The 21,978-nt window shown below is 64.8% G+C and carries 18 protein-coding genes and 1 pseudogene; 13 read left to right on the top strand and 6 right to left on the bottom strand.

Going from position 1 to position 21,978, the window contains the following annotated elements; all coding sequences use genetic code 11:
• Positions 1–9 precede the first annotated feature (9 nt).
• The 7 genes and pseudogenes from nuoI to VDP74_RS12035 all read left to right on the top strand — a co-directional run.
• On the top strand, positions 10–498 hold the full coding sequence (gene nuoI / locus VDP74_RS12005; protein WP_322999872.1) for an NADH-quinone oxidoreductase subunit NuoI: 489 nt from the start codon (positions 10–12) through the stop codon (positions 496–498).
• Positions 499–514: 16 nt separating this feature from the next.
• Positions 515–1,144, top strand: a complete 630-nt coding sequence (locus VDP74_RS12010; protein ID WP_322999873.1) for an NADH-quinone oxidoreductase subunit J — start codon at positions 515–517, stop codon at positions 1,142–1,144.
• Positions 1,144–1,452, top strand: a complete 309-nt coding sequence (gene nuoK, locus VDP74_RS12015; RefSeq protein WP_322999900.1) for an NADH-quinone oxidoreductase subunit NuoK — start codon at positions 1,144–1,146, stop codon at positions 1,450–1,452. Before VDP74_RS12010 ends, nuoK begins: the two co-directional genes overlap by 1 nt.
• Before the next feature lie 7 nt (positions 1,453–1,459).
• Positions 1,460–3,499, top strand: coding sequence for an NADH-quinone oxidoreductase subunit L (gene nuoL / locus VDP74_RS12020; protein WP_322999874.1), 2,040 nt, complete (start codon positions 1,460–1,462; stop codon positions 3,497–3,499).
• 11 nt (positions 3,500–3,510) lie between these two features.
• Positions 3,511–4,998, top strand: coding sequence for an NADH-quinone oxidoreductase subunit M (locus tag VDP74_RS12025; RefSeq protein WP_322999875.1), 1,488 nt, complete (start codon positions 3,511–3,513; stop codon positions 4,996–4,998).
• Between the two features lie 12 nt (positions 4,999–5,010).
• The gene (gene nuoN, locus VDP74_RS12030; RefSeq protein ID WP_322999876.1) at positions 5,011–6,495 is read left to right on the top strand and encodes an NADH-quinone oxidoreductase subunit NuoN; all 1,485 of its coding nucleotides are present in this window, start codon (positions 5,011–5,013) and stop codon (positions 6,493–6,495) included.
• Positions 6,496–6,871: 376 nt separating this feature from the next.
• A pseudogene (locus tag VDP74_RS12035) lies at positions 6,872–7,069 on the top strand (DUF2818 family protein); the annotation flags it as partial.
• 86 nt (positions 7,070–7,155) lie between these two features.
• Here the strand turns inward: VDP74_RS12035 and VDP74_RS12040 are convergent.
• On the bottom strand, positions 7,156–8,250 hold the full coding sequence (locus VDP74_RS12040; RefSeq protein WP_322999877.1) for an alpha-hydroxy acid oxidase: 1,095 nt from the start codon (positions 8,248–8,250) through the stop codon (positions 7,156–7,158).
• Between the two features lie 158 nt (positions 8,251–8,408).
• Between VDP74_RS12040 and serB the strand changes: the two genes are divergently transcribed.
• A complete protein-coding gene (gene serB / locus VDP74_RS12045; protein WP_322999878.1) occupies positions 8,409–9,260 on the top strand; it encodes a phosphoserine phosphatase SerB in 852 nt (283 codons plus the stop codon).
• Positions 9,261–9,433: 173 nt separating this feature from the next.
• Here the strand turns inward: serB and VDP74_RS12050 are convergent, their stop codons facing one another.
• The 5 genes from VDP74_RS12050 to VDP74_RS12070 all read right to left on the bottom strand — a co-directional run bounded on the left by VDP74_RS12050 (position 9,434) and on the right by VDP74_RS12070 (position 17,722).
• The gene (locus VDP74_RS12050; RefSeq protein ID WP_322999879.1) at positions 9,434–10,189 is read right to left on the bottom strand and encodes a Fe2+-dependent dioxygenase; all 756 of its coding nucleotides are present in this window, start codon (positions 10,187–10,189) and stop codon (positions 9,434–9,436) included.
• Positions 10,183–10,941, bottom strand: coding sequence for a tetratricopeptide repeat protein (locus VDP74_RS12055; protein WP_322999880.1), 759 nt, complete (start codon positions 10,939–10,941; stop codon positions 10,183–10,185). Before VDP74_RS12055 ends, VDP74_RS12050 begins: the two co-directional genes overlap by 7 nt.
• The gene (locus VDP74_RS12060) at positions 10,941–13,229 is read right to left on the bottom strand and encodes a TonB-dependent receptor (RefSeq protein ID WP_416232983.1); all 2,289 of its coding nucleotides are present in this window, start codon (positions 13,227–13,229) and stop codon (positions 10,941–10,943) included. The genes VDP74_RS12055 and VDP74_RS12060 overlap by 1 nt, the downstream gene beginning before the upstream one ends.
• A gap of 168 nt (positions 13,230–13,397) precedes the next feature.
• Complete coding sequence (gene mfd / locus VDP74_RS12065) at positions 13,398–16,877, bottom strand: transcription-repair coupling factor (RefSeq protein ID WP_322999882.1); 3,480 nt, start codon at positions 16,875–16,877, stop codon at positions 13,398–13,400.
• On the bottom strand, positions 16,877–17,722 hold the full coding sequence (locus VDP74_RS12070) for an SIS domain-containing protein (protein WP_322999883.1): 846 nt from the start codon (positions 17,720–17,722) through the stop codon (positions 16,877–16,879). Before VDP74_RS12070 ends, mfd begins: the two co-directional genes overlap by 1 nt.
• 147 nt (positions 17,723–17,869) lie before the next feature.
• Between VDP74_RS12070 and VDP74_RS12075 the strand changes: the two genes are divergently transcribed.
• The 5 genes from VDP74_RS12075 (at position 17,870) to VDP74_RS12095 (ending at position 21,965) form a co-directional block, all read left to right on the top strand.
• On the top strand, positions 17,870–18,895 hold the full coding sequence (locus tag VDP74_RS12075; RefSeq protein ID WP_322999884.1) for a LacI family DNA-binding transcriptional regulator: 1,026 nt from the start codon (positions 17,870–17,872) through the stop codon (positions 18,893–18,895).
• An 84-nt stretch (positions 18,896–18,979) separates the two neighbouring features.
• Positions 18,980–19,654, top strand: coding sequence for an amino acid ABC transporter permease (locus tag VDP74_RS12080; RefSeq protein ID WP_322999885.1), 675 nt, complete (start codon positions 18,980–18,982; stop codon positions 19,652–19,654).
• Complete coding sequence (locus VDP74_RS12085; RefSeq protein WP_322999886.1) at positions 19,651–20,307, top strand: amino acid ABC transporter permease; 657 nt, start codon at positions 19,651–19,653, stop codon at positions 20,305–20,307. Before VDP74_RS12080 ends, VDP74_RS12085 begins: the two co-directional genes overlap by 4 nt.
• Positions 20,308–20,368: 61 nt before the next feature.
• Entirely contained in the window at positions 20,369–21,175 is an 807-nt protein-coding gene (locus VDP74_RS12090) for a transporter substrate-binding domain-containing protein (protein ID WP_416232984.1), read from the top strand.
• A 25-nt stretch (positions 21,176–21,200) separates the two neighbouring features.
• Positions 21,201–21,965 carry an amino acid ABC transporter ATP-binding protein gene (locus VDP74_RS12095; protein ID WP_322999887.1) on the top strand — a complete coding sequence of 255 codons (765 nt, stop codon included), beginning with the start codon at positions 21,201–21,203 and terminating at the stop codon, positions 21,963–21,965.
• The last annotated feature ends 13 nt before the right edge of the window (positions 21,966–21,978 follow it).

Below are 21,978 nucleotides of genomic sequence, written 5' to 3' on the forward strand. Positions count from 1 at the left end.
GGGTACATCATGGAAGCAATCAAGGACTTCTTCGGCAGTCTGATGCTGAAGGAAATGTTCGAGGGCATGCGCCTGACGGGCAAATATTTCTTCAAGCGCAAGATCACCCTGCGCTACCCGGTGGAAAAGACGCCGACCTCGCCGCGTTTCCGGGGGCTGCACGCCCAGCGCCGCTATGAAAACGGCGAAGAGCGCTGCATCGCCTGCAAACTGTGCGAAGCTGTGTGCCCGGCCCTGGCCATCACCATCGAATCCGAACAGCGCGAAGACGGCAGCCGCCGTACCACGCGCTACGACATCGATCTGGCGAAATGCATTTTCTGCGGTTTCTGCGAAGAAGCCTGTCCGACCGACGCCATCGTCGAAACGCACCTGCATGAATACCATGGGGAAAAGCGTGGCGATCTGTATTTCACCAAGGACATGCTGCTGGCCGTGGGCGACCGCTACGAATCGGAAATCGCCGCCCGTCGCGCCGCCGACGCACCTTATCGTTGATGCCGGAAAACCGACCATGAGTTTTGATTCAATCCTGTTCTATCTGCTGGCCATCGTGCTGGTCGTGGCGGCGTTTCGCGTCATCACGGCCACCAGCCCCGTCACCGGGGTGCTGCACCTGATCCTGACCTTCTTCACGGCGTCCATGATGTGGATGCTGATCCAGGCGGAATTCCTGGCCCTGGCGCTGGTCATCGTGTATGTCGGCGCGGTCATGGTGCTGTTCCTGTTCGTCGTCATGATGCTGGACATGCGCCTGGAAGGCCTGAAAAGCGGCCTGAAGGTCTATCTGCCGCTGGGCCTGACCATCGGCGGCATCATGGTGCTGGAAATGGCTTTCGTGGTCCTGCGTTCCTGGGGCGACGCCCCGGCGCTGCCGCAGCCTGCCGACAATTTCGACAATACCCTGGCCCTGGGCACGGCCATGTACACCGACTTCGCCTACGCAGTGCAGGTGGGCGGCCTGATCCTGCTGGTGGGCATGATCGCCGCCATCGCGCTGACCATGCGCAAGCGCAGCGACTACAAGCGTACCCATCCCAGCCAGCAGGTGCGCGTGACTGCCGCCGATCGCATCCGCATCGTGCAGATGCCGTCGGTGGTGGATACGCCCGCCGCCCCTGAATCCGAAGGAGCCGAAAAATGATGCAAATCGGACTGAGCCATTATCTGATCGTCGGAGCCATCCTGTTCGCCATCGGCGTGTTCGGCTTCTTTCTGAATCGGCGCAACCTGATCGTGCTGCTGATGTCGATCGAATTGATCCTGTTGTCGGCCAACATGAATTTCGTGGCCTTCTCCATGTGGTCTGGCAACCCCGCCGGGCAGGTCTTCGTGTTCTTCGTGCTGACGGTGGCGGCCGCCGAGGCGGCCATCGGGCTGGCCATTCTGGTGCTGCTGTTCCGCAATCTCAGCACCATCAATGTCGACAAGCTCGACCAGCTGAAGGGGTAAGGGCGTCATGACTGCGCAAAGTCTCTATCTGTTGATCGCCCTGGCGCCGCTGGCGACGGCTGTGCTGATCGGATTTTTCGCTACGGGCTTCATGGGTTCGTGGCTCGGGCGCCGGGGCACCCATACCCTGGCCATCCTGGGCGTCGCGGTGTCCTTCGTGGGCTCGCTGGTCGTTCTGCAGCAGGTGCTCGACGGCCAGACCTTCGACGGTACGGTCTACACCTGGACCATGATCGGGGCCATCAAGTACGAGATCGGCTTCCTGATCGATCCGCTGACGGCCCTGATGATGGTGGTGGTCACGGGCGTGTCGCTGATGGTGCACATCTACACCGTCGGCTACATGGCCGAAGACCCCGGCTACAACCGGTTCTTCTCCTACATTTCGCTGTTCACGTTCTCCATGCTGATGCTGGTGATGGCGAACAACATGCTGCAGCTGTTCTTCGGCTGGGAAGCGGTCGGCCTGGTGTCCTACCTGCTGATCGGTTTCTATTACTCGAAGCCATCGGCCGTGTTCGCCAACCTGAAGGCCTTCATGGTCAACCGGGTGGGGGATTTCGGCTTCGTGCTGGGCATCGGCCTGCTGTACGCCTACGCCGGCAGCCTGAACTACGGCGAAGTCTTCGCCCAGGCCGACAAGCTGGGCGCCATCGTCTTCCCGGGCACCGACTGGCAAATGCTGACGGTCGCCTGCCTGTGCCTGTTCGTCGGCGCCATGGGTAAATCCGCCCAGGCCCCCTTGCACGTCTGGCTGCCCGATTCCATGGAAGGCCCGACCCCGATTTCCGCCCTGATCCACGCCGCCACCATGGTGACGGCGGGCATCTTCATGGTGGCGCGTTTCTCGCCGATCTATGAACTGAGCGAAACCGCGCTGTCGGTCATCATGGTGATCGGCGCCTTCGGGGCCCTGTTCCTGGGCATCCTGGGCGTGGTGCAGAACGACATCAAGCGCGTCGTGGCCTATTCCACGCTGTCGCAGCTGGGCTACATGGTCGTGGCGCTGGGCGCATCCGCCTACTCGGTGGCGATCTTCCACCTGATGACGCACGCCTTCTTCAAGGCCCTGCTGTTCCTGGGTTCCGGCTCGGTCATCATGGGCATGCTGCACGATCAGGACATGCGCCACATGGGCGGCCTGTGGAAGCGCATGCCGATCACCTGGATCACCATGCTGATCGGCACGCTGGCCCTGGTGGGCACGCCGTTCTTCTCGGGCTTCTACTCAAAGGAAAGCATCATCGCAGCCGCCGAGGCCGCGAACATCCCGGGCGCGGGCTTCGCCTACGCCCTGACCCTGTCGGGCGTGTTCGTGACCTCGCTGTATTCCTTCCGCCTGTACTTCCTGGTGTTCCACGGAAAAGAACGCTACCCGGACGATGCTCACGGCCACGATCATGCCCATGGCGACGGTCATTGGGAAAATCATGGCGACGGTCCCGGCATCCACTCGCTGCACGGCGCCAAGCCCAAGGAATCGCCCTGGGTGGTCACGCTGCCGCTGTCCATCCTGGCCGTCATGTCGATCGTGGCGGGCGTGTGGTTCGTCGATCCGCTGCTGTTCGACGGCTATTTCGGCAAATCCATCACCGTGTTGGCGCAGCACCCGGCCATGGCCACGCTGGCCGAGGAATGGCACGGCTGGGTGGGCTTCGGGCTGCATGGCCTGACGTCCGTCCCCTTCCTGTTGCTGCTGGCCGGTTTCGTGGTGGCCTGGTATTGCTGGCTGGTCAACCCGGCGGTGCCGGCGGCGCTGGCCCGGACCTTTGCGCCGGTGTATCGCCTGCTGGACAACAAGTACTACTTCGACTGGTTCAATGAACAGGTCGTGGCCCGCTTCGCCCGCGCCCTGGGGCGCGGCCTGTGGCAGGGTGGTGATCGCGGCATCATCGACGGCATCGTGGTCAACGGCAGCGCCCGCCTGGTGGGGGCCGCCGCCGCCACCACGCGCCTGCTGCAGTCCGGCTACATCTATCACTACGCCTTCGCCATGATCATCGGCATCATGGTGTTTCTCACATTCTTCGTCCTGATGGTTCATTGATGGCTAGCGAAATGGCGTCTTCTACACTCCCCTGGCTGACTCTGTCGATCTTCGTCCCGATCATCTTCGGGCTGCTGGTCCTGCTGACTGGCCGGGACGACAATCCGGGCCCCTCGCGGGTGCTGTCGCTGGTCGGGTCCATCGTCGGCCTGCTGGTCACGATCCCTCTGTACACGGGCTTCAACGCAAAGACGGCGGACATGCAGTTCGTCGAGAACACCCCGTGGATCGAGGCCTTCAACCTGAATTACCACCTGGGCATCGACGGGATCTCGATCTGGTTCGTGCTGCTGACGGCCTTCATCACCATCATCGTGATCCTGGCTGGCTGGGAAGTCATCAAGTCCCGCGTGGCGCAGTACAACGCGGCCTTCCTGATTCTTTCGGGCCTGATGATCGGCGTCTTCAGCGCGCTGGACGGCATGCTGTTCTACGTGTTCTTCGAGGCGACCCTGATCCCGATGTACATCATCATCGGCGCCTGGGGCGGACCCAACCGGGTCTACGCGGCGTTCAAATTCTTCCTGTACACGCTGCTGGGTTCGCTGCTGACCCTGATTGCCTTCATCTACCTGTGGCATGCGGCTGGCGGCTCCTTCGACATCGCCACCTGGCATCGCCTGCCGCTCAGCTACACCGAACAGATGTTCATCTTCATCGCGCTGTTCGCCGCGTTCGCCGTGAAGATCCCGATGTGGCCGATCCACACCTGGCTGCCCGACGCCCACGTCGAGGCCCCTACGGGCGGGTCCATCGTGCTGGCCGCCATCATGCTGAAACTGGGCGCCTACGCGTTCCTGCGCTTCTCGCTGCCGATCGCGCCGGACGCATCCCACAGCCTGGCGGGCATGATGATCGCCCTGTCGCTGGTGGCGGTGATCTACATCGGCCTGGTCGCCATCGTCCAGGACGACATGAAGAAACTGGTGGCTTATTCGTCCGTGGCGCACATGGGCTTCGTCACCCTGGGTTTCTTCGTCTTCAACATCACCGGCCTGGAAGGCGCCATCATCCAGATGATCTCGCACGGCTTCGTGTCGGGCGCCATGTTCATGTGCATCGGCGTCATGTACGACCGCCTGCACACGCGCCGCATCGACGCCTACGGCGGCATCATCAACCGCATGCCGCGCTTCGTGACCTACTTCGTGCTGTTTTCCATGGCCAACGCCGGCCTGCCCGGCACCAGCGGGTTCGTGGGTGAATTCACCGTGATCCTGGGGGCCGTGCAGTACAACTTCTGGATCGGCCTGCTGGCGGCATCCGCCCTGATCTGGGGCGCGGGCTATTCCCTGTGGATGGTCAAGCGGGTCGCCTTCGGCCCGGTGGTCAACGAACAGGTCGATGGCATGAAGGACATCAACCGCCGCGAATTCCTGATCCTGGGCCTGCTGGCGATCTTCACGCTGTTCATGGGGATCTACCCCAGCTTCTTCACCGATCTGATGCACCCTTCCGTGCAGGCGCTGCTGGATCACGTCGCTCACTCGAAACTGTAGACCGGAATCACGATGCAAAATCTTTTCGACTTCGCGCTGGCGACCCCCGAGATCGTGCTGCTGGTATTGACCGGGGCCGTGCTGCTGATCGATGCCTTTGGCAATGAACCCCAGCGGCGCATGACCTTCATGCTGACCATGGGCACCTTGCTGGTGGCCGTGCTGGTGTCCTGGGGGCAGTGGGGAGAAGGCGTCGCCGGCCGTACCTTCAGCGGCCTGTACGTAACCGATTCCCTGGCCCACTTCCTGAAGATCCTCTCGGCCATCGCCGTGGCGGTCACGCTGATCTATGGCCGCGCCTACGCGGAAAAGCGCGACATGATGGCGCGCGGGGGGGAACTCTATTCCCTGACCCTGCTGATGCTGCTGGGCGAGTTCGTCATGATCTCGGCGGGCAGCATGCTGACCGTGTACCTGGGCGTGGAACTGATGTCCTTTGCCCTGTATGCGCTGGTGGCCCTGCGCCGCGACCATCTGCCGGCCACGGAAGCCGCCATGAAGTACTACGTGCTGGGCTGCCTGGCTTCCGGCATCCTGCTGTACGGCATGTCCATGATCTATGGCGCTACCGGCCAGCTGGGCCTGGCTGAAATCGCCCAGGTCATCCGCGACGGCGGCGCCCAGCGCCTGCCGCTGGTGTTCGGCGTGGTGTTCATCGTCTCCGGCCTGGCCTTCAAGCTGACGGCTGCTCCCTTCCACATGTGGACGCCTGACGTCTACCAGGGCGCGCCGACCACGGTCACGCTGCTGGTGGGGGCTGCGCCGAAATTCGCCGCCTTCGCCATCACCCTGCGCCTGCTGATCGAGGCCCTGCACGGCATCGCCATCGACTGGCAGCCCATGCTGCTGATCATGGCAGCCCTGTCGCTGGCCATCGGCAACATCGTCGCCATTGCCCAGACCAACTTCAAGCGCATGCTGGCCTATTCGACCATCTCGCACATGGGCTTCGTCTTCCTGGGCCTGCTGTCGGGTGTCTATGAAGGTCAGGCGGGGGCCAGCGCGTCCGCCTATGGCGCCTCGCTGTTCTACATCGTCATCTACGTGCTGACGACGCTGTCCACCTTTGGCCTGATCATGCTGATGTCGCGCCAGGGCTTCGAGTGCGAGCAGATTGACGACCTCAAAGGCCTGAACCGCCGCAATCCGCTGCTGGCCGGCGTGCTGCTGCTGTCCATGTTCTCGCTGGCCGGGATTCCGCCGCTGTCCGGCTTCTATGCGAAGCTGGTGGTGCTGCAGGCCCTGGTGGGCGCGGGTCATGTGCCGCTGGCGGTATTCGCCGTGCTGATGTCCGTAATCGGTGCCTTCTACTACCTGCGCGTCGTCAAGATGGCCTATTTCGACGAACCGGAAGACGGCGTCACGCTCAATTCCGGCACGGTGGCCACGCGCGGTGTGATGTCGCTGAATGGTCTGCTGGTGATCGGCCTGGGGATCCTGCCCGGCGGGCTGATGACGCTGTGCATCAACGTCATCCAGCAGTCGCTGCGCTTCTAAGGACCCGGGCTTCATGACCCTGACGCTTGCGGTCTGGCTGGTGATCCTGGGCGCCTTGCTGCTGGCCAACCTGCCGTTCCTGGTCGATCGCCCCCTGGCGCCCTGGCCCTGGGGACAGGCCTGCAGATCCTTCGGCGAGCTGTCCCGCTGGGTGATCGGCCTGGGATTCCTTGTCCTGCTGGTGGTCTGGGCCTGGGGCACGCTGCGCCTGGTGGGCGGCGCCTTTGGCGGGGTGGGCAGCGTCCTGTTTGCCGTCAAGCTATTGATCAGTATTGCCCTGGCGGCGCTGCTGCTGTATGTGCCGGGGTGGATGGCTCAAGGCGCAGATCCTGCGTCGGCTGCGGTCGGAAAGCCCGGTCGGGCTCCTGCGTCCAACAAGCCCTTCATCGACCGTTTCCTGGAAGTCCTGGTCGGCTATGTGCTGGTCGGCACGCTGGGCTTCACGATGGAACTTGACCTGGGCAACGCCTTTCCCCAGGGCTGGGAATTCTACGCCGTGACCCTGTCGTTGTTCCTGGTGCTGGCTTATCCGGGCTTTGTCTGGCGGTACATGCTGCAACGGCGCCGGCGCTAGCGCGCTGCCGGTTTGCCGACGGCGGCCCTGCCAGGGCCGTTGCCCCCGCGCATGCCGGGGCGACCGGGCGGTCTTGCCCGTCGGTGCTATCGATCCCACAGCGCGTCTGGCCCGATGTCGGCCAGCGTCGGGCAGCCGGTCAGCGCCATCGCTACTTCCAGTTCCCCTCTTAGAATCTGAATCAGATGGGCTGCCGCCGGCGCGCCGCCCACGGCCAGCGCGTGCAGCACAGGTCGGCCAATCAGCACGCCCCGGGCCCCCAGCGCCAGGGCTTTCAGAATGTCCGTACCGCGTCGGATGCCGCCATCCATCAGAATGGGAATACGTCCCTCGACTGCGCGGGCGACGCCCGGCAGCGCATCCAGCGTGGATGGCAGCGTGTCCAGGCAGCGGCCGCCGTGATTGGAGACGATCAGGCCGTCGATGCCGTGAGCCCGCGCCGCACGCGCATCGTCCGGGTCCAGAATGCCCTTCAGCCACAGCGGCGTATCCGGCAGTTGCTCTCGCAACCACGTGACCTCGTCCCAGGTAGGGGCGGCGTCCAGCAGCCCGCTGTCGAACAGCGGACTGCCGCCGGGCGGCGTTGGCCGTGAGGATGGGGGAGACAGGCCATCCAGGTGGACGGAGCGGATATGGCTGGGCGGGCGGAAGCTGCTGCGCTGTTCGGCATTGCGCACCCCGTTGACGGGGGCGTCCACGGTCAGCACCAGGGCCCGGGCGCCGGCAGCCAGGGCGCGGCGGGCCAGCGCCAGCGTGTCTTCCCGACTTGTCTGGGCATACAGCTGGAACCACAGGTGCGGTGGGCCGGGCAGTGCGGCCAGGGTCTCGATGGGGGTGCCTGATTGGGCGCTGACGATGAAGGGCGTGCCGGTGGCCGCTGCCGCCAGTGCGGTAGCCTGTTCGGCGTCCGGGTGGACCAGGCCGTGCCAGGCCATCGGGGCGATCAAGAGGGGGTGCGCCAGGGCCTGCCCAGACAGGTCCAGCCGTGTGTGCGCGCCGGCCAGTGGCCGCAGCACGCGGCTGCGCAGCCGCGTGCCGTCATAGGCTGCACGATTGGACCGGACGGTGATTTCGTCTGCGCCGCCGGATTCCAGCCAGGCCCAGATGGCAGGGGCCAGATGCTGGCGGGCGAGATCGGCGTAATCCTGGGCGCAGAGGGGTTGTGGGGCTGGTGCATTCATGAGCAGGGGCATTCCGGTTCGGCAAGACGCTTTCTGGGAAGGATAAGCGGTTTTGCGTATGGCATGTCCGTGACGTTCCTGCCATCCAGGACTGGCCGGCCGTCCAGCCCAGCGCCTGGCGGGTAAAATGGCCGCGCACTGTTGCGGAGACCGGATTCATGGCACATATTATCTTGCAGGCGCCGCGCCTGCTGGCGTCGGACGTCGAACGGCTGGCGGCGGTCGCCTGCGCGGAAGGCGTGCAGGAACTGAACCCCACGGCGATCCGCCTGCTGAACGTGGACCCGTCCACGCGCGACGAGGTCATGCCCATGGCGCAGGCGGCCCGGATCGATGCGGCCTGGCTGGATGCCATCCATCGCCTGGCGGACTGCAGGATCCTGGCGATGGATATGGATTCCACGCTGATCAACATCGAATGCATCGATGAGATCGCCGACGCCGTGGGACGCAAGGCCGAAGTTGCCGCCATCACCGAGGCCAGCATGCGCGGCGAGATCAAGGATTTTTCCGAAAGCCTGCGCCGTCGGGTGGCCTTGCTGAAGGGCGTGCCGGAATCCGCCCTGGAAGATGTCTTCACGCAGCGTCTGCGCCTGAACCCAGGGGCGGAAAATCTTATCGAAGCCGCCCGATCCCATGGCCTGAAGACCCTGCTGGTGTCGGGTGGCTTCACGTTCTTTACCGAACGCCTGCGCCGGGGACTGATGCTGGACCAGACACATGCCAACACCCTGGAAGTCGTGGACGGTGTGTTGACGGGGCAGGTGTTGGGCGACATCGTGGATGGCGCCGCCAAGGCCCGCCACCTGCAGGTCCTGGCGCAGTCGCTGGGCGCGACACCGGAACAGATCATCGTGCTGGGAGACGGGTCCAATGACCTGCCGATGATGGCGCAGGCCCATTATTCGGTCGCCTACCGCGCCAAGCCCGTGGTGCGTGAACAGGCGCGCTTTGCCTTGAATGTCAGCCCTCTGGATGCCGTGCTGAACTGGTTCCGGCGCCAGCATTGATCGAAGCTGCAGCTCGGTCTTCTCTTGATATGGCTGAGGTCGCCCTGACGATCCGGCAATCAGGTGAACAGCACGTAGGTACTGACGTTTTCGCAAGCGCGCGCCGACCGGGCACATCGCTTGGTATATCTACCCGATGGCGGCGGACCTGCGCGGTTTCGTCGATGGCTGGCTCAGGGCTCGGACCACAGGCGCAGCAGGTTGTGATACACGCCGGTCAGCTGGCCGACGGTGTCGGGGTCGGCGCCGGACTGGATCAGGCGCTGGATGGCGATGTCCTGCTGCAGCAGGATGCCGCGCTGCGTGTCGTCGCGCACCAGGCTCTGTGTCCAGAAGAACGATCCGTAGCGCACCCCCCGCGTAACCGGAGCGACGCGGTGCAGGCTGGTGCCGGGGTAGACCACGGCCTGGCCGGCGGGCAGCTTCACGCGCTGTTCACCGTAGGTGTCCCGGATGATCAGCTCGCCGCCCTCGTATTCGTCGGGGTCGCTGAAGAACACGGTAGTTGAAATATCGGTGCGCAGCAGGCCGGATGCGGGGGCTGTTGCAAGCGGTGCACCGTGCGGCGGCGGGGTGCCCCCGGTGGCGCGCGCGGGGTTCGTCCCGCCGCCGGTCGGCAGCCTGAAGATCGCGTTGTCGATGTGAAAGCCGTAGTGCTCGCCGCCTTCGTAGCGGTTGAAGCGCGGTGGCAGGATGTGGGCGGGCAGGGCGGCGGACTGGAAGACCGGATGCTGCCGCAGCGCCTGGACGATCAGCCCGCCGATCTGGCGGCCGATGGGGTCGTCCAACGAAAGCTGGCGGTTGGCCTTGAGGTGAGTCGCGACATGGCCGGCAGTGGCGCGGCCATCCGTCCAGGATGCCCCTTCCAGGGCGGCGCGGCATTGCCGGACTTCATCGGCGCTCAGCAGGTCGGGGATCGTGATCAGCATGAGGGCGTCCAGTTCCAGCCCGGATCCAGGTGGGTACGCAGCCAGGTCCCGGCCTTGTCCAGGAATGCGGGGGTGGCGGTTTCTGGGACTTTGCGCAGCCATGCCAGCGCGGTCTCCGTGTCGCCCAGCGCCAGCAGCAGGCGGGCGGTGTTGAATTGCCCCCGGAAATCGCCGGCCGCCGCCGCCTGCTGGTACCAGTCCAGCGCCCGGCCTGTGTCCGGGCCGACCACCCAGCCGTCTTCGTAGAAGCTGCCGATCATGTTCATGGATTTGGCATGGCCCAGGACGGCCGCCTTTCGAAACCATTCCAGTGCGGCAGTGCGGTCCGAGGCGATACCCTGGCCCAGGGAGAGCGCGGTGGCGTAGTTGTACATGCCCCAGTCCAGGCCACCGATGGCCGCCAGCCGGAACCAGTAGGCTGCCATGAAGGCGTTGGGTGGCACGCCCCAGCCGTGCGCATGGCATTGGCCCAGCATGTTCAGGGCCATGGGCTCGCCATGGCGGCTGGCATGTTCAAACCACTGCACGGCCTGCGCGGGGTCGCAGGCGACGCCCCGGCCGTCCAGCAGCCACTGGCCATAGACCAGCTGCGCCTGGACGACGCCGCCTTCGGCCGCAGCCTTCAGGGTGGCGGCCGCCTGTTCGGGCGGGCCGGCCAGGATGCGCTGCAGGTCGGTGGCCAGCTGTCCGGGGTCGGTGTGGTTGATGGTGTGGCTATCCAGCGCAACAGCCGAAGGCGCGCCTCCTCTCATCAGAAGTGCAGGTTCACCGTGGCGACCGCCGAGCGTCCCGGAGCGATCGAGGCGTAATGCGAGGCGTAGGCCTTGTCGTAGTAGGTCTTGTTGAACAGATTGTTCACGTTGATCTGCAGGTCCACGGTCTTGCTGAATTTGTAGCCGGCCATGGCATCGAAGCGCCAGTAGGATGGGATGCTGATGGTGTTGGCGGTATTGCCGTACTGCTTGCTCACATAGTAAGCACCAACACCGGCCGTGAGTTGTGGCGTGAAGGCATAGGTGTTCCACAGACTGAAGCTGTGTTCCGGTGTGTTGGGGAAGGCGTTGCCTTCGTCCTCGGCGCTGCTGCGGCCGTTACTGACGTAATTGCCGTTCTCGTCGATGCGGCTCTTCAGGTAGGTGTAGCCGCCATAGACCTGCCATTGCGGAGTGATGCTGCCTGAAAGGCCCAGTTCGAAGCCGTCCACGTGCTTCTTGCCTGCCATGGCGTAGTCGCCATCGGCCTGGGTGATCCGGGCATTGGTGGTTTCGACGCGGAAGATGGCAGCGGTCAGACCCAGGCGGCCGTCCAGGAAGTCCCACTTGGTGCCCAATTCCATGGTGCGGTTTTTTTCCGGGGCCATGTCGTCTGCGTTCAGGCCGACGCCGCCGCGCCCGGGGGTCAGGCCCTGCGTTTCACTGCCTTCGCTTAGCGTGGCCCCCGCAGGCGTCGAAGATGTGCCGAAGGAAGCATAGATGCTGCCGTTGGAGGCCGGCTTGTAGACCAGGCCCAGTTGGTAGTTGAACAGAGTGTCGTGGCGCTCGATGCGGGGGCCCTGGGTTTTGAGCGCCGAGTCGTAGGGGTCCATGCGGGTGGTGTAGTCATCCACGCGCAGGCCCAATGTGGTTTGCCACTGCTCGTTGAATTCGATGGTGTCGAATCCGTAGATCGATTTGGTCTGGGTGCGGGAATAGGTCAGCGCTCCGTTGGGGCCACCGCTGCCGGTGTTGACCCAGGGGTCGCTGGGGTTGGGGTTGTAGAGGCTGGTGCAGTTGTAGTTGGAGCCAGCGCCAATACCACCGCCCAATGCGCAATTGTTGCTTTTTGGGGGGAAGTTGCCGGATCGGTTGATGTCGAGTGAATCCTTGCGCCCGTCTTCCACCGACAGTTCGATCCCTGCCAGGAAGCGGTGCTTGAGCTGGCCCGTTTGGAAGTCGCCCAGCAGTTCCGTCTGGTTGGCCCAAGTGCTGACGCGGCTGTCGCGGGTGTTGGCGCGGCGCCAGACCATGCCGTTGTTGACATTGCCCTTGCTGTCGTCTGGCTGCGTCACGACGTAGCGCTGCGTGCCGCGCGTGTAGCGGGTCTGGTTACGCAGCGTCAGGCGGTCGCTGAAATCATGCTCGACGCGCAGCGTGCCCATGTCGTTGCGAGTGCGGCGGTAGTCGCTGTCCAGGCCGTAGAAGTTGTCGCGGTCCACGTCGACGGGCGTCCGATGGAATTTGGGGTCTTTCGAATAGGTATACGGAATCCCGCTGTCCGGCGTATCGTCCGATTCCATGTGGAAATAGCTCAGCGTGACCCGTGTGGGCGTGCCCAGGCCGAAGGAAATCGTCGGCGCCACGCCCCAGCGCTTGTAGTCCACGGCATCGCGGCCGTCGACGTCCTGGCTGTGGTTCATGGCATTCAGTCGGAAGGCGGTGGATTCGCCCAGCTGCCAGTTGCTGTCCACGGTCTGGCGGAAGTATTTGGCGGTGCCGAATCCGGCCGACACGTCGGTGAAGTCGCGCAGCTTGGCGGTCTTGCTGATCAGGTCGATGCTGCCGCCCGCGCCGCCTCGGCCTGCATAGGCGCCGTCGGCGCCCTTGATGACTTCGACCTGTTCCAGGTTGAAGACTTCGCGGGATGTGGCGCCGATATCGCGCATGCCATCGATGAAGGTGCTGGATTGCGCGTCATAGCCGCGGATGAAGGGGCGGTCGCCCAGGGGGTTGCCGCCTTCGCCGGCGCCGAAGGTGATGCCCGGCGAATTGCGCAGTACATCGGTCAGGGTGGTGGCGGCCTGGCTCTGGATCAGTTCCTTCGGGATGATCTGCAGGGATTTGGCCGTGTCCAGCACGGGCGCCGTGAATTTGTCGGAAGCCGATGACTTCACCAGGAAGGGTGCGGGGTTCTCGCCCTGGACCTTGATGGGACTGAGCTGAGCCGGGTCCGTATTCTGGGCCTGCGCAGCCTGCGGCAGCAAAAGCAGACTGGGGGTGGCCAGCGCTGTGGCCAGGCTGCCGGCCAGTTTTCCGGATCGAGGTTCTATAGAGTCTTCCACCAAAATCTCCCTGTAATGATAAATATCATGAAAATCATTCTCAATTAGGAAATGAATTCTAAACGAGAATCGTTCACGATTCAAATTAAGGAGAAATTGCGCAGAAATGATACGGAAGGGAGATCCGACTGCGGGGCGAAGGCGGCGCGCGACGTTTTTATCTGCGGGGGTTCACGCCGCGACCCCACCCAGGCGCTGCAGCAGGCCGCGCAGTTTCTGCACGCGGCCAGGCACGTCCACCATGCCGCCAAAGGCGACTTTCAGCCGGTCAGGGCCGTTCAGGCGCACCTGGCGATCCTGCTGCACCAGTTCGATGATGCGCAGGGGGTCGACCTTGGGCTGGGCAGCGAACTGGATTGCGGCCTGGGATTCCCCGGCGTCGATCTTGATGACGTCCAGGGATTGCGCCAGCAGGCGCAGGCGGTGCAGGGACAGCAGCGTCTGGCCGGCCTCGGGCAGCTTGCCGTAGCGGTCGATCAGTTCTTCCTGGATCAGCGTCAGGGCGTCGGCATCGGCGGCGTGCGACAGGCGTTTGTACAGCCCCAGGCGGGCCTGCACGTCGGCGCAGTAGTCCGAGGGCAGCAGGGCAGGGGCGTGCAGGTTGATCTCGCACTGGGATCCAAAGGGCGCGTCCAGATCGGGTTCCTCGCCGGATTTCAAGGCGCGCACTGCGGCGGCCAGCATGTCGTTGTACAGGGTGTAGCCGATTTCCTGGATGTTGCCGGACTGCGATTCGCCCAGGACTTCGCCGCTGCCGCGGATCTCCAGGTCGTGCATGGCCAGGAAGAACCCCGCCCCCAGTTCTTCCATGGACTGGATGGCTTCCAGGCGCTTTTTTGCGTTGCTGGTAATGGCGTCCTCGCCGGGAGTCAGCAGATAGGCGTAGGCCTGGTGGTGGGACCGGCCCACCCGGCCGCGCAATTGGTGCAACTGGGCCAGGCCGAGTTTGTCGGCGCGGTGGATGATGATGGTGTTGGCCGAGGGGATGTCGATGCCGGTCTCGATGATGGTGGTGCACAGCAGGATGTTGCTGCGCTGCTGGTAGAAGCCCTTCATCACGTCTTCCAGTTCGCGCTCGCCCATCTGGCCGTGGGCCACGGCGATGCGGGCCTCGGGCACCAGTTCTTCCAGGCGCGCCCGGCGGTTGCCGATGGTCTCGACTTCGTTGTGCAGGAAATACACCTGCCCGCCGCGCTTGAGTTCGCGCAGGATGGCTTCACGGATAGTGCTGCCATCCTCGCGGCGTACGAATGTCTTGATGGCCAGGCGCTTCTGCGGCGCGGTGGCGATGACGGAGAAATCGCGGATGCCCTCCAGCGACATGCCCAGTGTGCGGGGGATCGGGGTCGCAGTCAGGGTCAGCACGTCGACTTCGGCGCGCAGGGCCTTCAGGGCTTCCTTCTGGCGCACGCCGAAACGATGTTCTTCGTCGATGATGACCAGTCCCAGCTGTTTGTAGCGGATGTCCTTGGACAGGATCTTGTGGGTGCCGATGACGATGTCCACCGATCCATCGGCCAGCCCTTCGATGGCCTTGGCCGTTTCCTTGCCGGTGCGAAAACGCGACAGCTCGGCGATGCGCACCGGCCAGTCGGCGAATCGCGTGGCGAAATTCTGCGCATGCTGTTCGGCCAGCAGCGTGGTGGGGCACAGCAGGGCGACCTGGCGTCCGTTCATGGCGGCCAGGAAGGCGGCCCGCAGGGCGACCTCGGTCTTACCGAAACCCACGTCGCCGCAGACCAGCCGGTCCATGGGCCGCCCGGACGTCATGTCCTGGATCACCGCCGTGATGGCGGCGGCCTGGTCGGGGGTCTCCTCGAAGCCGAAGCCTTCGGCGAAGGCCTGGTAGTCGCGGGCCGGGAACTGGAAGTGCAGGCCTTCCCGGGCGGCGCGCTTGGCATACAGGGCCAGCAGTTCGGCGGCGGTGTCGCGGGCCTGGCGGGCGGCCTTGCGGCGGGCCTTTTCCCATTGGCCGGATCCCAGGGGGTGCAGCGGCGCCTGGTCCGGGTCGGCGCCGCTGTAGCGGGCGATCAGGTGCAGCTGTGACACCGGCACGTACAGGGTCGCTTCGCGTGCGTATTCCAGGTGCAGCAGTTCGATCGGACCGTCGCCCAGATCCATGCTGACCAGGCCCCGATAGCGGCCGATGCCGTGCTGCACGTGCACCACCGGATCGCCCACGTGCAGCTCGGCCAGATCGCGCACCATCGCGTCGATGTCGCTGTGCTGCTCGAATCGGCGGCGGCGACTGCGCGTGGGGCGGGCGGCCTGGGCCGGATACAGATCGTTCTCGGTCAGGATGGCCAGCCCGGCCGGGGGCATCAGGAAGCCGCCTGTCAGCGGCGCCACGATCAGGGCGAAGCGGGCGTCGCTGTCCAGGTAGTCCTGCCAGGTGTCGAAGGTCGCATCCGGCCGGATGCGATAGTCGCCCAGCAGTTCGGTGATGGTTTCGCGCCGGCCGGCAGAATCCACGCAGATGGCCGTGCGCAGCGGGCTGGCGCCCAGATGGCGGCGCAGGCCGGACAGGGGATCCTCGGCCCGGCGGTTGATGGCGACGTCCGGGCACGCGGCGAAGTCCGGGTGGGCCTGGTCGTGCACCAGGGCCAGGCGGGCCAGTTCGCGCAGCCGGGCGTGAAAGCCCTCGTCGTCCAGAAACAGCGTGTCCAGCGGCAGCACGGGCCGTTCGGGATCGGCTTTCAGAAATTGCCAGCGATTGTGCGCGTCCTGCGTGAATCGGCCGATGGCGGCTGATGCGTCGCCCAGCGTCACCGCCAGGGTGTCGGCAGGCAGGTAGTCGAACAGGGTGGCGGTGTGTTCGAAAAACAGCGGCAGGTAGTATTCGATCCCCGCAAAGGCGATGCCGTTGCCGATGTCCTTGTAGGGCAGCGCGCGCGAAGGGTCGCCTTCGAAGATTTCCCGGAAGCGGGCGCGGAAACGATTGCGGGCCGCCTCGTCCATGGGGAATTCGCGGCCGGGCAGCAGCTCGATCTCGCGTACGGGATACAGGCTGCGCTGGGTGTCGATGTCGAAGCTGCGGATCGACTCGATCTCGCGGTCGAACAGGTCGATGCGGTAGGGCAGCGCCGACCCCATGGGGAACAGGTCGATCAGGCCGCCCCGGATGCAGAATTCGCCGGGCGCGCCGACCTGGGTGACGTGGCTGTAGTTGGCCAGCGTCAGTTGCGCGCGCAGTCGTTCTTCGTCCAGGGTGTCGCCCTGGCGGAACTGGAAGGTGTAGGCGGCCAGGAACTCCGGGGGCGCCAGGCGCACCAGGGCCGTCGTGACCGGCACGACCAGCACGTCCACGGCGCCTTGTCCCAGGGCATGCAGGGTGCGCAGTCGTTCGGAGATCAGGTCCTGGTGCGGGGAAAAGCTGTCATAGGGCAGTGTTTCCCAGTCCGGCAGGAACCGCACCCGCAGGTCGGGGTCGAACAGCGTGATCTCGTCGGCCAGCCGCTGGGCCGCCAGCGGGTCGGCGCAGAACGCCGCCAGCGGGTGCCCGGCCTGTCGGGCCAGTGCGGCCAGCCACAACGCGTCCCCGGATCCGGGGGGGCGCGGCTGTGCGTAACGTTGGCCCGGCCTCAGGGCGGCCAGGGTTGCCGGCAGGGTGGGCAGAGCGGGGGTGATGGGGCGGGTGGAGCGGTCGGACATCAGGGCTTTCGTTTGTTCTTCAGGCTGTGTTTGGTCTTGGCCAGCATCCGGCTGGCCTGGTCGCCGCGCTGCAGGGCGAGGCCCAGCGCCAGCACGTCGATGATGGCCAGGTGTGCCAGGCGCGAGATCATCGGGCTGTAGAGTTCGGTGTCTTCCTGGGTGTCGGCCCGCAGCAGGATGGTTGCCATGCCGGCCAGCGGCGAGCCCGACGCCGTGATGGCGATGATGGGGCAGCCATTGTCGCGGGCCAGGGCGACGGCATCCAGCAGTTCGCGAGAACGCCCGGAATGCGAGATCGCCACCAGCGCATCGCCGGGGCCCAGCAGCGAGGCCGCCATGCTTTGCGTGTGGCTGTCGGCGTAGGCGGCCACCGCCAGATCGAAGCGGAAGAACTTGTATTGGGCGTCGGTGGCGACGATACCCGAATTGCCGATGCCGTAGAACTCGATGCGCCGGGCTGTCGCCAGCCGGTCGATGGCGGCTTCGACCTGGGTGGGGTCCAGGCCATTGCGCACGCGCAGCAGGGCCGATACGGCATTGTCGAAGACCTTGCCCGTCAGTGCGGGCACGCCATCGCCGGGCGTCAGCGCCGAATGGACGTAGGGCACGCCGCTGATCTGGCTGGCCGCCAGCTGGACCTTGAAATCCGGCCAGCCGGCGTAGCCCAGGGTGCGGCACAGTCGGATCACGGTGGGTTCGCTGACATCGGCCGCCTGGGCCAGATCGCTGATCGCCATGCGTGACGTATCGGCCGGCCGGGCGATGACCAGGCGGGCGACGCGGGCGGCAGCGCGGCTCAGGTGTGGCAGGCGGTTGCGCAGCTCGGGCAGGATGGGGGTGTTCATGGAGGGCTTAGTATAAAGGCCGGGCGGGGTGCGTGGCAGTTGCCCCGGGGGGCTGATATGATCCCGCAAGCATCGCGCTCGCGCGCTCCAGCCTGTCCGGGCTTGCAGGGCGGGCGCTGCCCGCTTCCATGGGAAACCGATTTTTCAATGGCCGATATCATTCGCAAGAACACCGCGCCCCGAGCCACGATCGCCGACGTCGCCCGCCACGCCGGGGTATCGAAGGCCACGGTGTCCCGGTTCCTGAATCACCGGGACACGCTGCTGTCGCCTGAGATCTCGGATCGAGTCGCTGCTGCGGTCGAGGCCTTGTCGTACACCCCCAGCCCGATGGCGCAGGCGCTCAAACGAGGCCGGTCCCGCCTGGTGGGATTGGTGGTCGCCGACATCACCAACCCGTACTCGGTGGCCGTCCTGAGCGGCGCCGAGCAAGCCTGCCGCCAGGCGGGGTTCCTGATGATGCTGTTCAACCTGGGCAATGATCGCGAACGCGAAAGCGTCGGCCTGCGTATCCTGTCCAGCTATCAGGTCGAGGGTTTCATCCTGAACACGATGGGCCTGGAACAGGAGGCCGTGGTGACGCAGGCGCTCCAGGGGCGCCCGGTCGTGCTGGTGGATCGCCTGCGGCAGGGCATGGACGTCGATTTCGTGTCCCTGGACAACCAGCAGGCCATCGGCATGTGCATCCGGCACCTGCAGCAGGCCGGTTACGGAGAATTCCTGCTGGTGACCGAACCGCTGGACGGGATCAGTTCCCGGATGGAACGGGTCGCGGCCTTCGAGGCGCTGCAGGGCCCCGTCTCCGGCCAATGGCTGGAAGCCCGTCCCGATGATCATGCGGGGCTGGTCGACGCGCTGCGCGCGTTGCGCCGCCGTGCCCGGCACACGCCGGCGCTGATCGCCGGCAATGCCGTCGTCACCATGCGGATCGTCGCGGCGGTCGCGGAACTGGGCTGGCAGCTGGGTCGGGACATCGGGCTGGTCGGCATCGACGACACGCTGTGGGCTCCGTATGTGGGGCCGGGCATCAGCGCCGTCGCGCAGCCCACGGATGCCCTGGGCAATCTGGCGGCGCAGTGCCTGATCGAGCGCATGGCGGGGCTGGATGCGCCCGCCCGCGCCATCCGCCTGCCGGGTTCTCTGGTGGTGCGAGGCTCAACGCGGCTAGGGTAATTCCCGATGTTCCTCGTCATAGGGCTTGCCTAGTATGTTGAAACCGGTTTCAATAGCGCCCGGATATCGATTTACCGGCACCTCATGAATTACACCTTTCAGTTCGGCCCCGTGTTCGAGGCCTGGCCTTTGCTGCTTCACGGCACCTGGATGACGATCCAGCTGTCCGCCCTGGCCATGCTGTTGGGCGGCGTGGTGGCGGTCTTGTGCGCCTGGGGAAAGACCGCCGGCCCGATGCCCGTCCGAGCCGTGATCCAGGTCTATATCGAACTGATCCGCAACACACCGTTCCTGGTGCAGCTGTTCTTCTTTTTTTTCGCGCTGCCCGCCATCGGCGTGCGCTGGTCGCCTTACATGGCAGCACTGGTGGCCATGACGGTCAATCTGGGGGCCTATGCCACGGAGATCGTCCGCGCTGGCATCGAGGCCATCCCCAGGGGCCAGATCGAAGCCGGCCTTGCGCTGAACCTGTCGCGCGTCGAGATCTTCCGCTTCGTCGTTCTCAAGCCTGCCCTGCGCGCCATCTATCCGGCCCTGACCAGCCAGTTCATCCTGCTGATGCTGGCCTCCAGCGTGGTGTCGGTGATCTCGGCCGACGACCTGACATCCGTGGCGGCGACGCTGCAGTCCGAAACCTTTCGCAGCTTCGAGATCTACATCGTGATCACGGTGATCTATCTGCTGCTGACTCTGTTCTTCTCTTATGTGTTCCATAGGATTCATCAGCGGTACCTGCATTATCCGGACGGTCGGTCATGAGAACATTCGGACCCTCTGATTTCTGGTACATCGTTTACGCTGCCCAATGGACGGTGCTGCTGTCGCTGACGGCGTTTGCCGGCGGCGGCCTGGTCGGGCTGGCGGTGGCCCTGGCGCGCACCGGCACCAACCGCGCTGCCCGTGCGCTGGCCATGGGTTTCATCCAGATCTTCCGGGGCACGCCCCTGCTGCTGCAGTTGTTCCTGGTGTTCTTCGGCGCCCCGGTGATCGGGTTCGAGGTCGACCCCTGGACGGCCGCTGCCGTGGCGCTGGCCCTGAATGCCGGTGCCTTCCTGGGCGAAATCTGGCGCGGCTGTATCGAATCCGTCCCCAAGGGCCAATGGGAAGCCGCCGCTGCGCTGGGGCTGAAATACCGCTACCTGCTGCGCGACGTGATCCTGCCGCAGGCGCTGAAGATCGCCGTCCCGCCGACTGTGGGCTATCTGGTGCAGGTCATCAAGGGCACGTCGCTCGCGGCCATCATCGGCTTCACCGAATTGACCCGCGCGGGGCAGATCGTCAACAACGCGACGTTCGAACCCATGATGGTGTTTTCCGTCGTAGCAGTCTTGTATTTTCTGCTGTGCTGGCCCTTGTCGCTGCTGGCGGGGCGGATGGAACGGCGCCTGTCGATTTCTCAGGCGCGAGGGTAACGGTTTCGGGGTGCGTCGCGCCTCATCCTGGCTGCGGCCAGTCATTTCATGGAGACATCCTATGTTCAAGCTTCATACCTTGCGCGGCGTTCTGGGGGCCACCCTGCTGGCTGCCTGCACGAGCATGGCGGTCGGCCTGGCGCCGGCGGCATCCGCTGAAACCATTGATCAGGTCAAGCAAAAGGGCGAACTCACCGTCGGCATGCTGGTCGACTTCCCGCCCTACGGCATCATGAACACCGACAACCAGCCCGATGGCTATGATGCCGACGTCGCCAAGACGCTGGCCAAGGACCTGGGCGTCAAGGTCAAGATCGTTCCTGTCACCGGCCCCAACCGCATTCCCTACCTGTTGACCGACAAGGTCGACATGCTGGTGGCCTCGCTGGCCATCACTCCGGAACGCGCCAAGCAAGTCCAGTTTTCGCGGCCGTATTCCGCTGCCCAGATCGTGGTGTTCGGTGGCAAGGACCTGAAGATTTCGGGCCCCGAAGGGCTGTCGGGCAAGCGGATCGGCGTGGCGCGCGCCAGCACTCAGGATATTGCTGTTACCAAGATCGCCCCCAAGGACGCGGACGTTCGTCGTTTCGATGACGACGCATCGGCCATGCAGGCCCTGCTGTCGGGGCAGGTGGACGCGATCGGATGTTCAACCACGGTGGCGGCCGGGATCGCCAAGCGCGCGCCGGATCGTTTCGACAACAAGTTCGTGCTGTTGCAGCAGGAAATGGCGGTGGCGATCCGCCCGGGCCAGCCCGAAACCCTGAAGGCCGTCAACGAGGTGATCAGCCGCAACATCCAGAACGGCCAGTTCAGCCAGTTCTACCAGAAATGGCTGGGTTCCCCGCTGCCGGAACTGAAGCAATAATCCTGATTGAACCTGAATGCCTGTCATGACTACGCCCCCGCCCCCGGATGCCGCCAGCCCGATCATCCAGATCGAGAAACTGAACAAATGGTATGGCCAGTTTCACGCGCTGACGGATATCGATCTGACTGTGGCGGCGGGTGAACGCATTGTGATCTGCGGGCCTTCGGGCTCGGGAAAATCAACGCTCATCCGCTGCATCAACGGTCTGGAAACCATCCGGGACGGCCGGATCGTGGTCAACGGCACCACCCTCAGCCCGGACGGGCGCGGGGTGGAGGCCGTCCGGCAGGAAGTCGGCATGGTGTTCCAGCAGTTCAACCTGTTTCCGCACATGACGGTGCTGCGCAACTGCATGCTGGCGCCGATGCGCTCGCGGGGCCTCAAGGCAGACCAGGCCGAGGCCCTGGCCATGGAATACCTGTCGAGGGTCCGCATCGCCGAGCAGGCGCATAAGTACCCCAGCCAGCTTTCCGGCGGGCAGCAGCAGCGGGTGGCGATCGCCAGGGCGCTGTGCATGACCCCCAAGGTGATGCTGTTCGACGAGCCCACTTCGGCGCTGGACCCGGAAATGGTCAAGGAAGTGCTGGACACCATGATCAGCCTGGCGGGCGATGGCATGACCATGCTGTGCGTTACGCACGAGATGGGCTTTGCGCGCAGCGTGGCCGACCGCGTGATCTTCATGGCCGATGGCGTCATCATCGAACAGGCACCGCCGGACCAGTTCTTTGGTCAGCCCAGGCACGAAAAGACCCGCAGTTTCCTGGGTCAGATTCTGAATCACTGAAGGGCGCGAGCAT

The organism is Castellaniella sp. (genome assembly GCF_034674885.1).
Classification (GTDB): domain Bacteria; phylum Pseudomonadota; class Gammaproteobacteria; order Burkholderiales; family Burkholderiaceae_B; genus Castellaniella.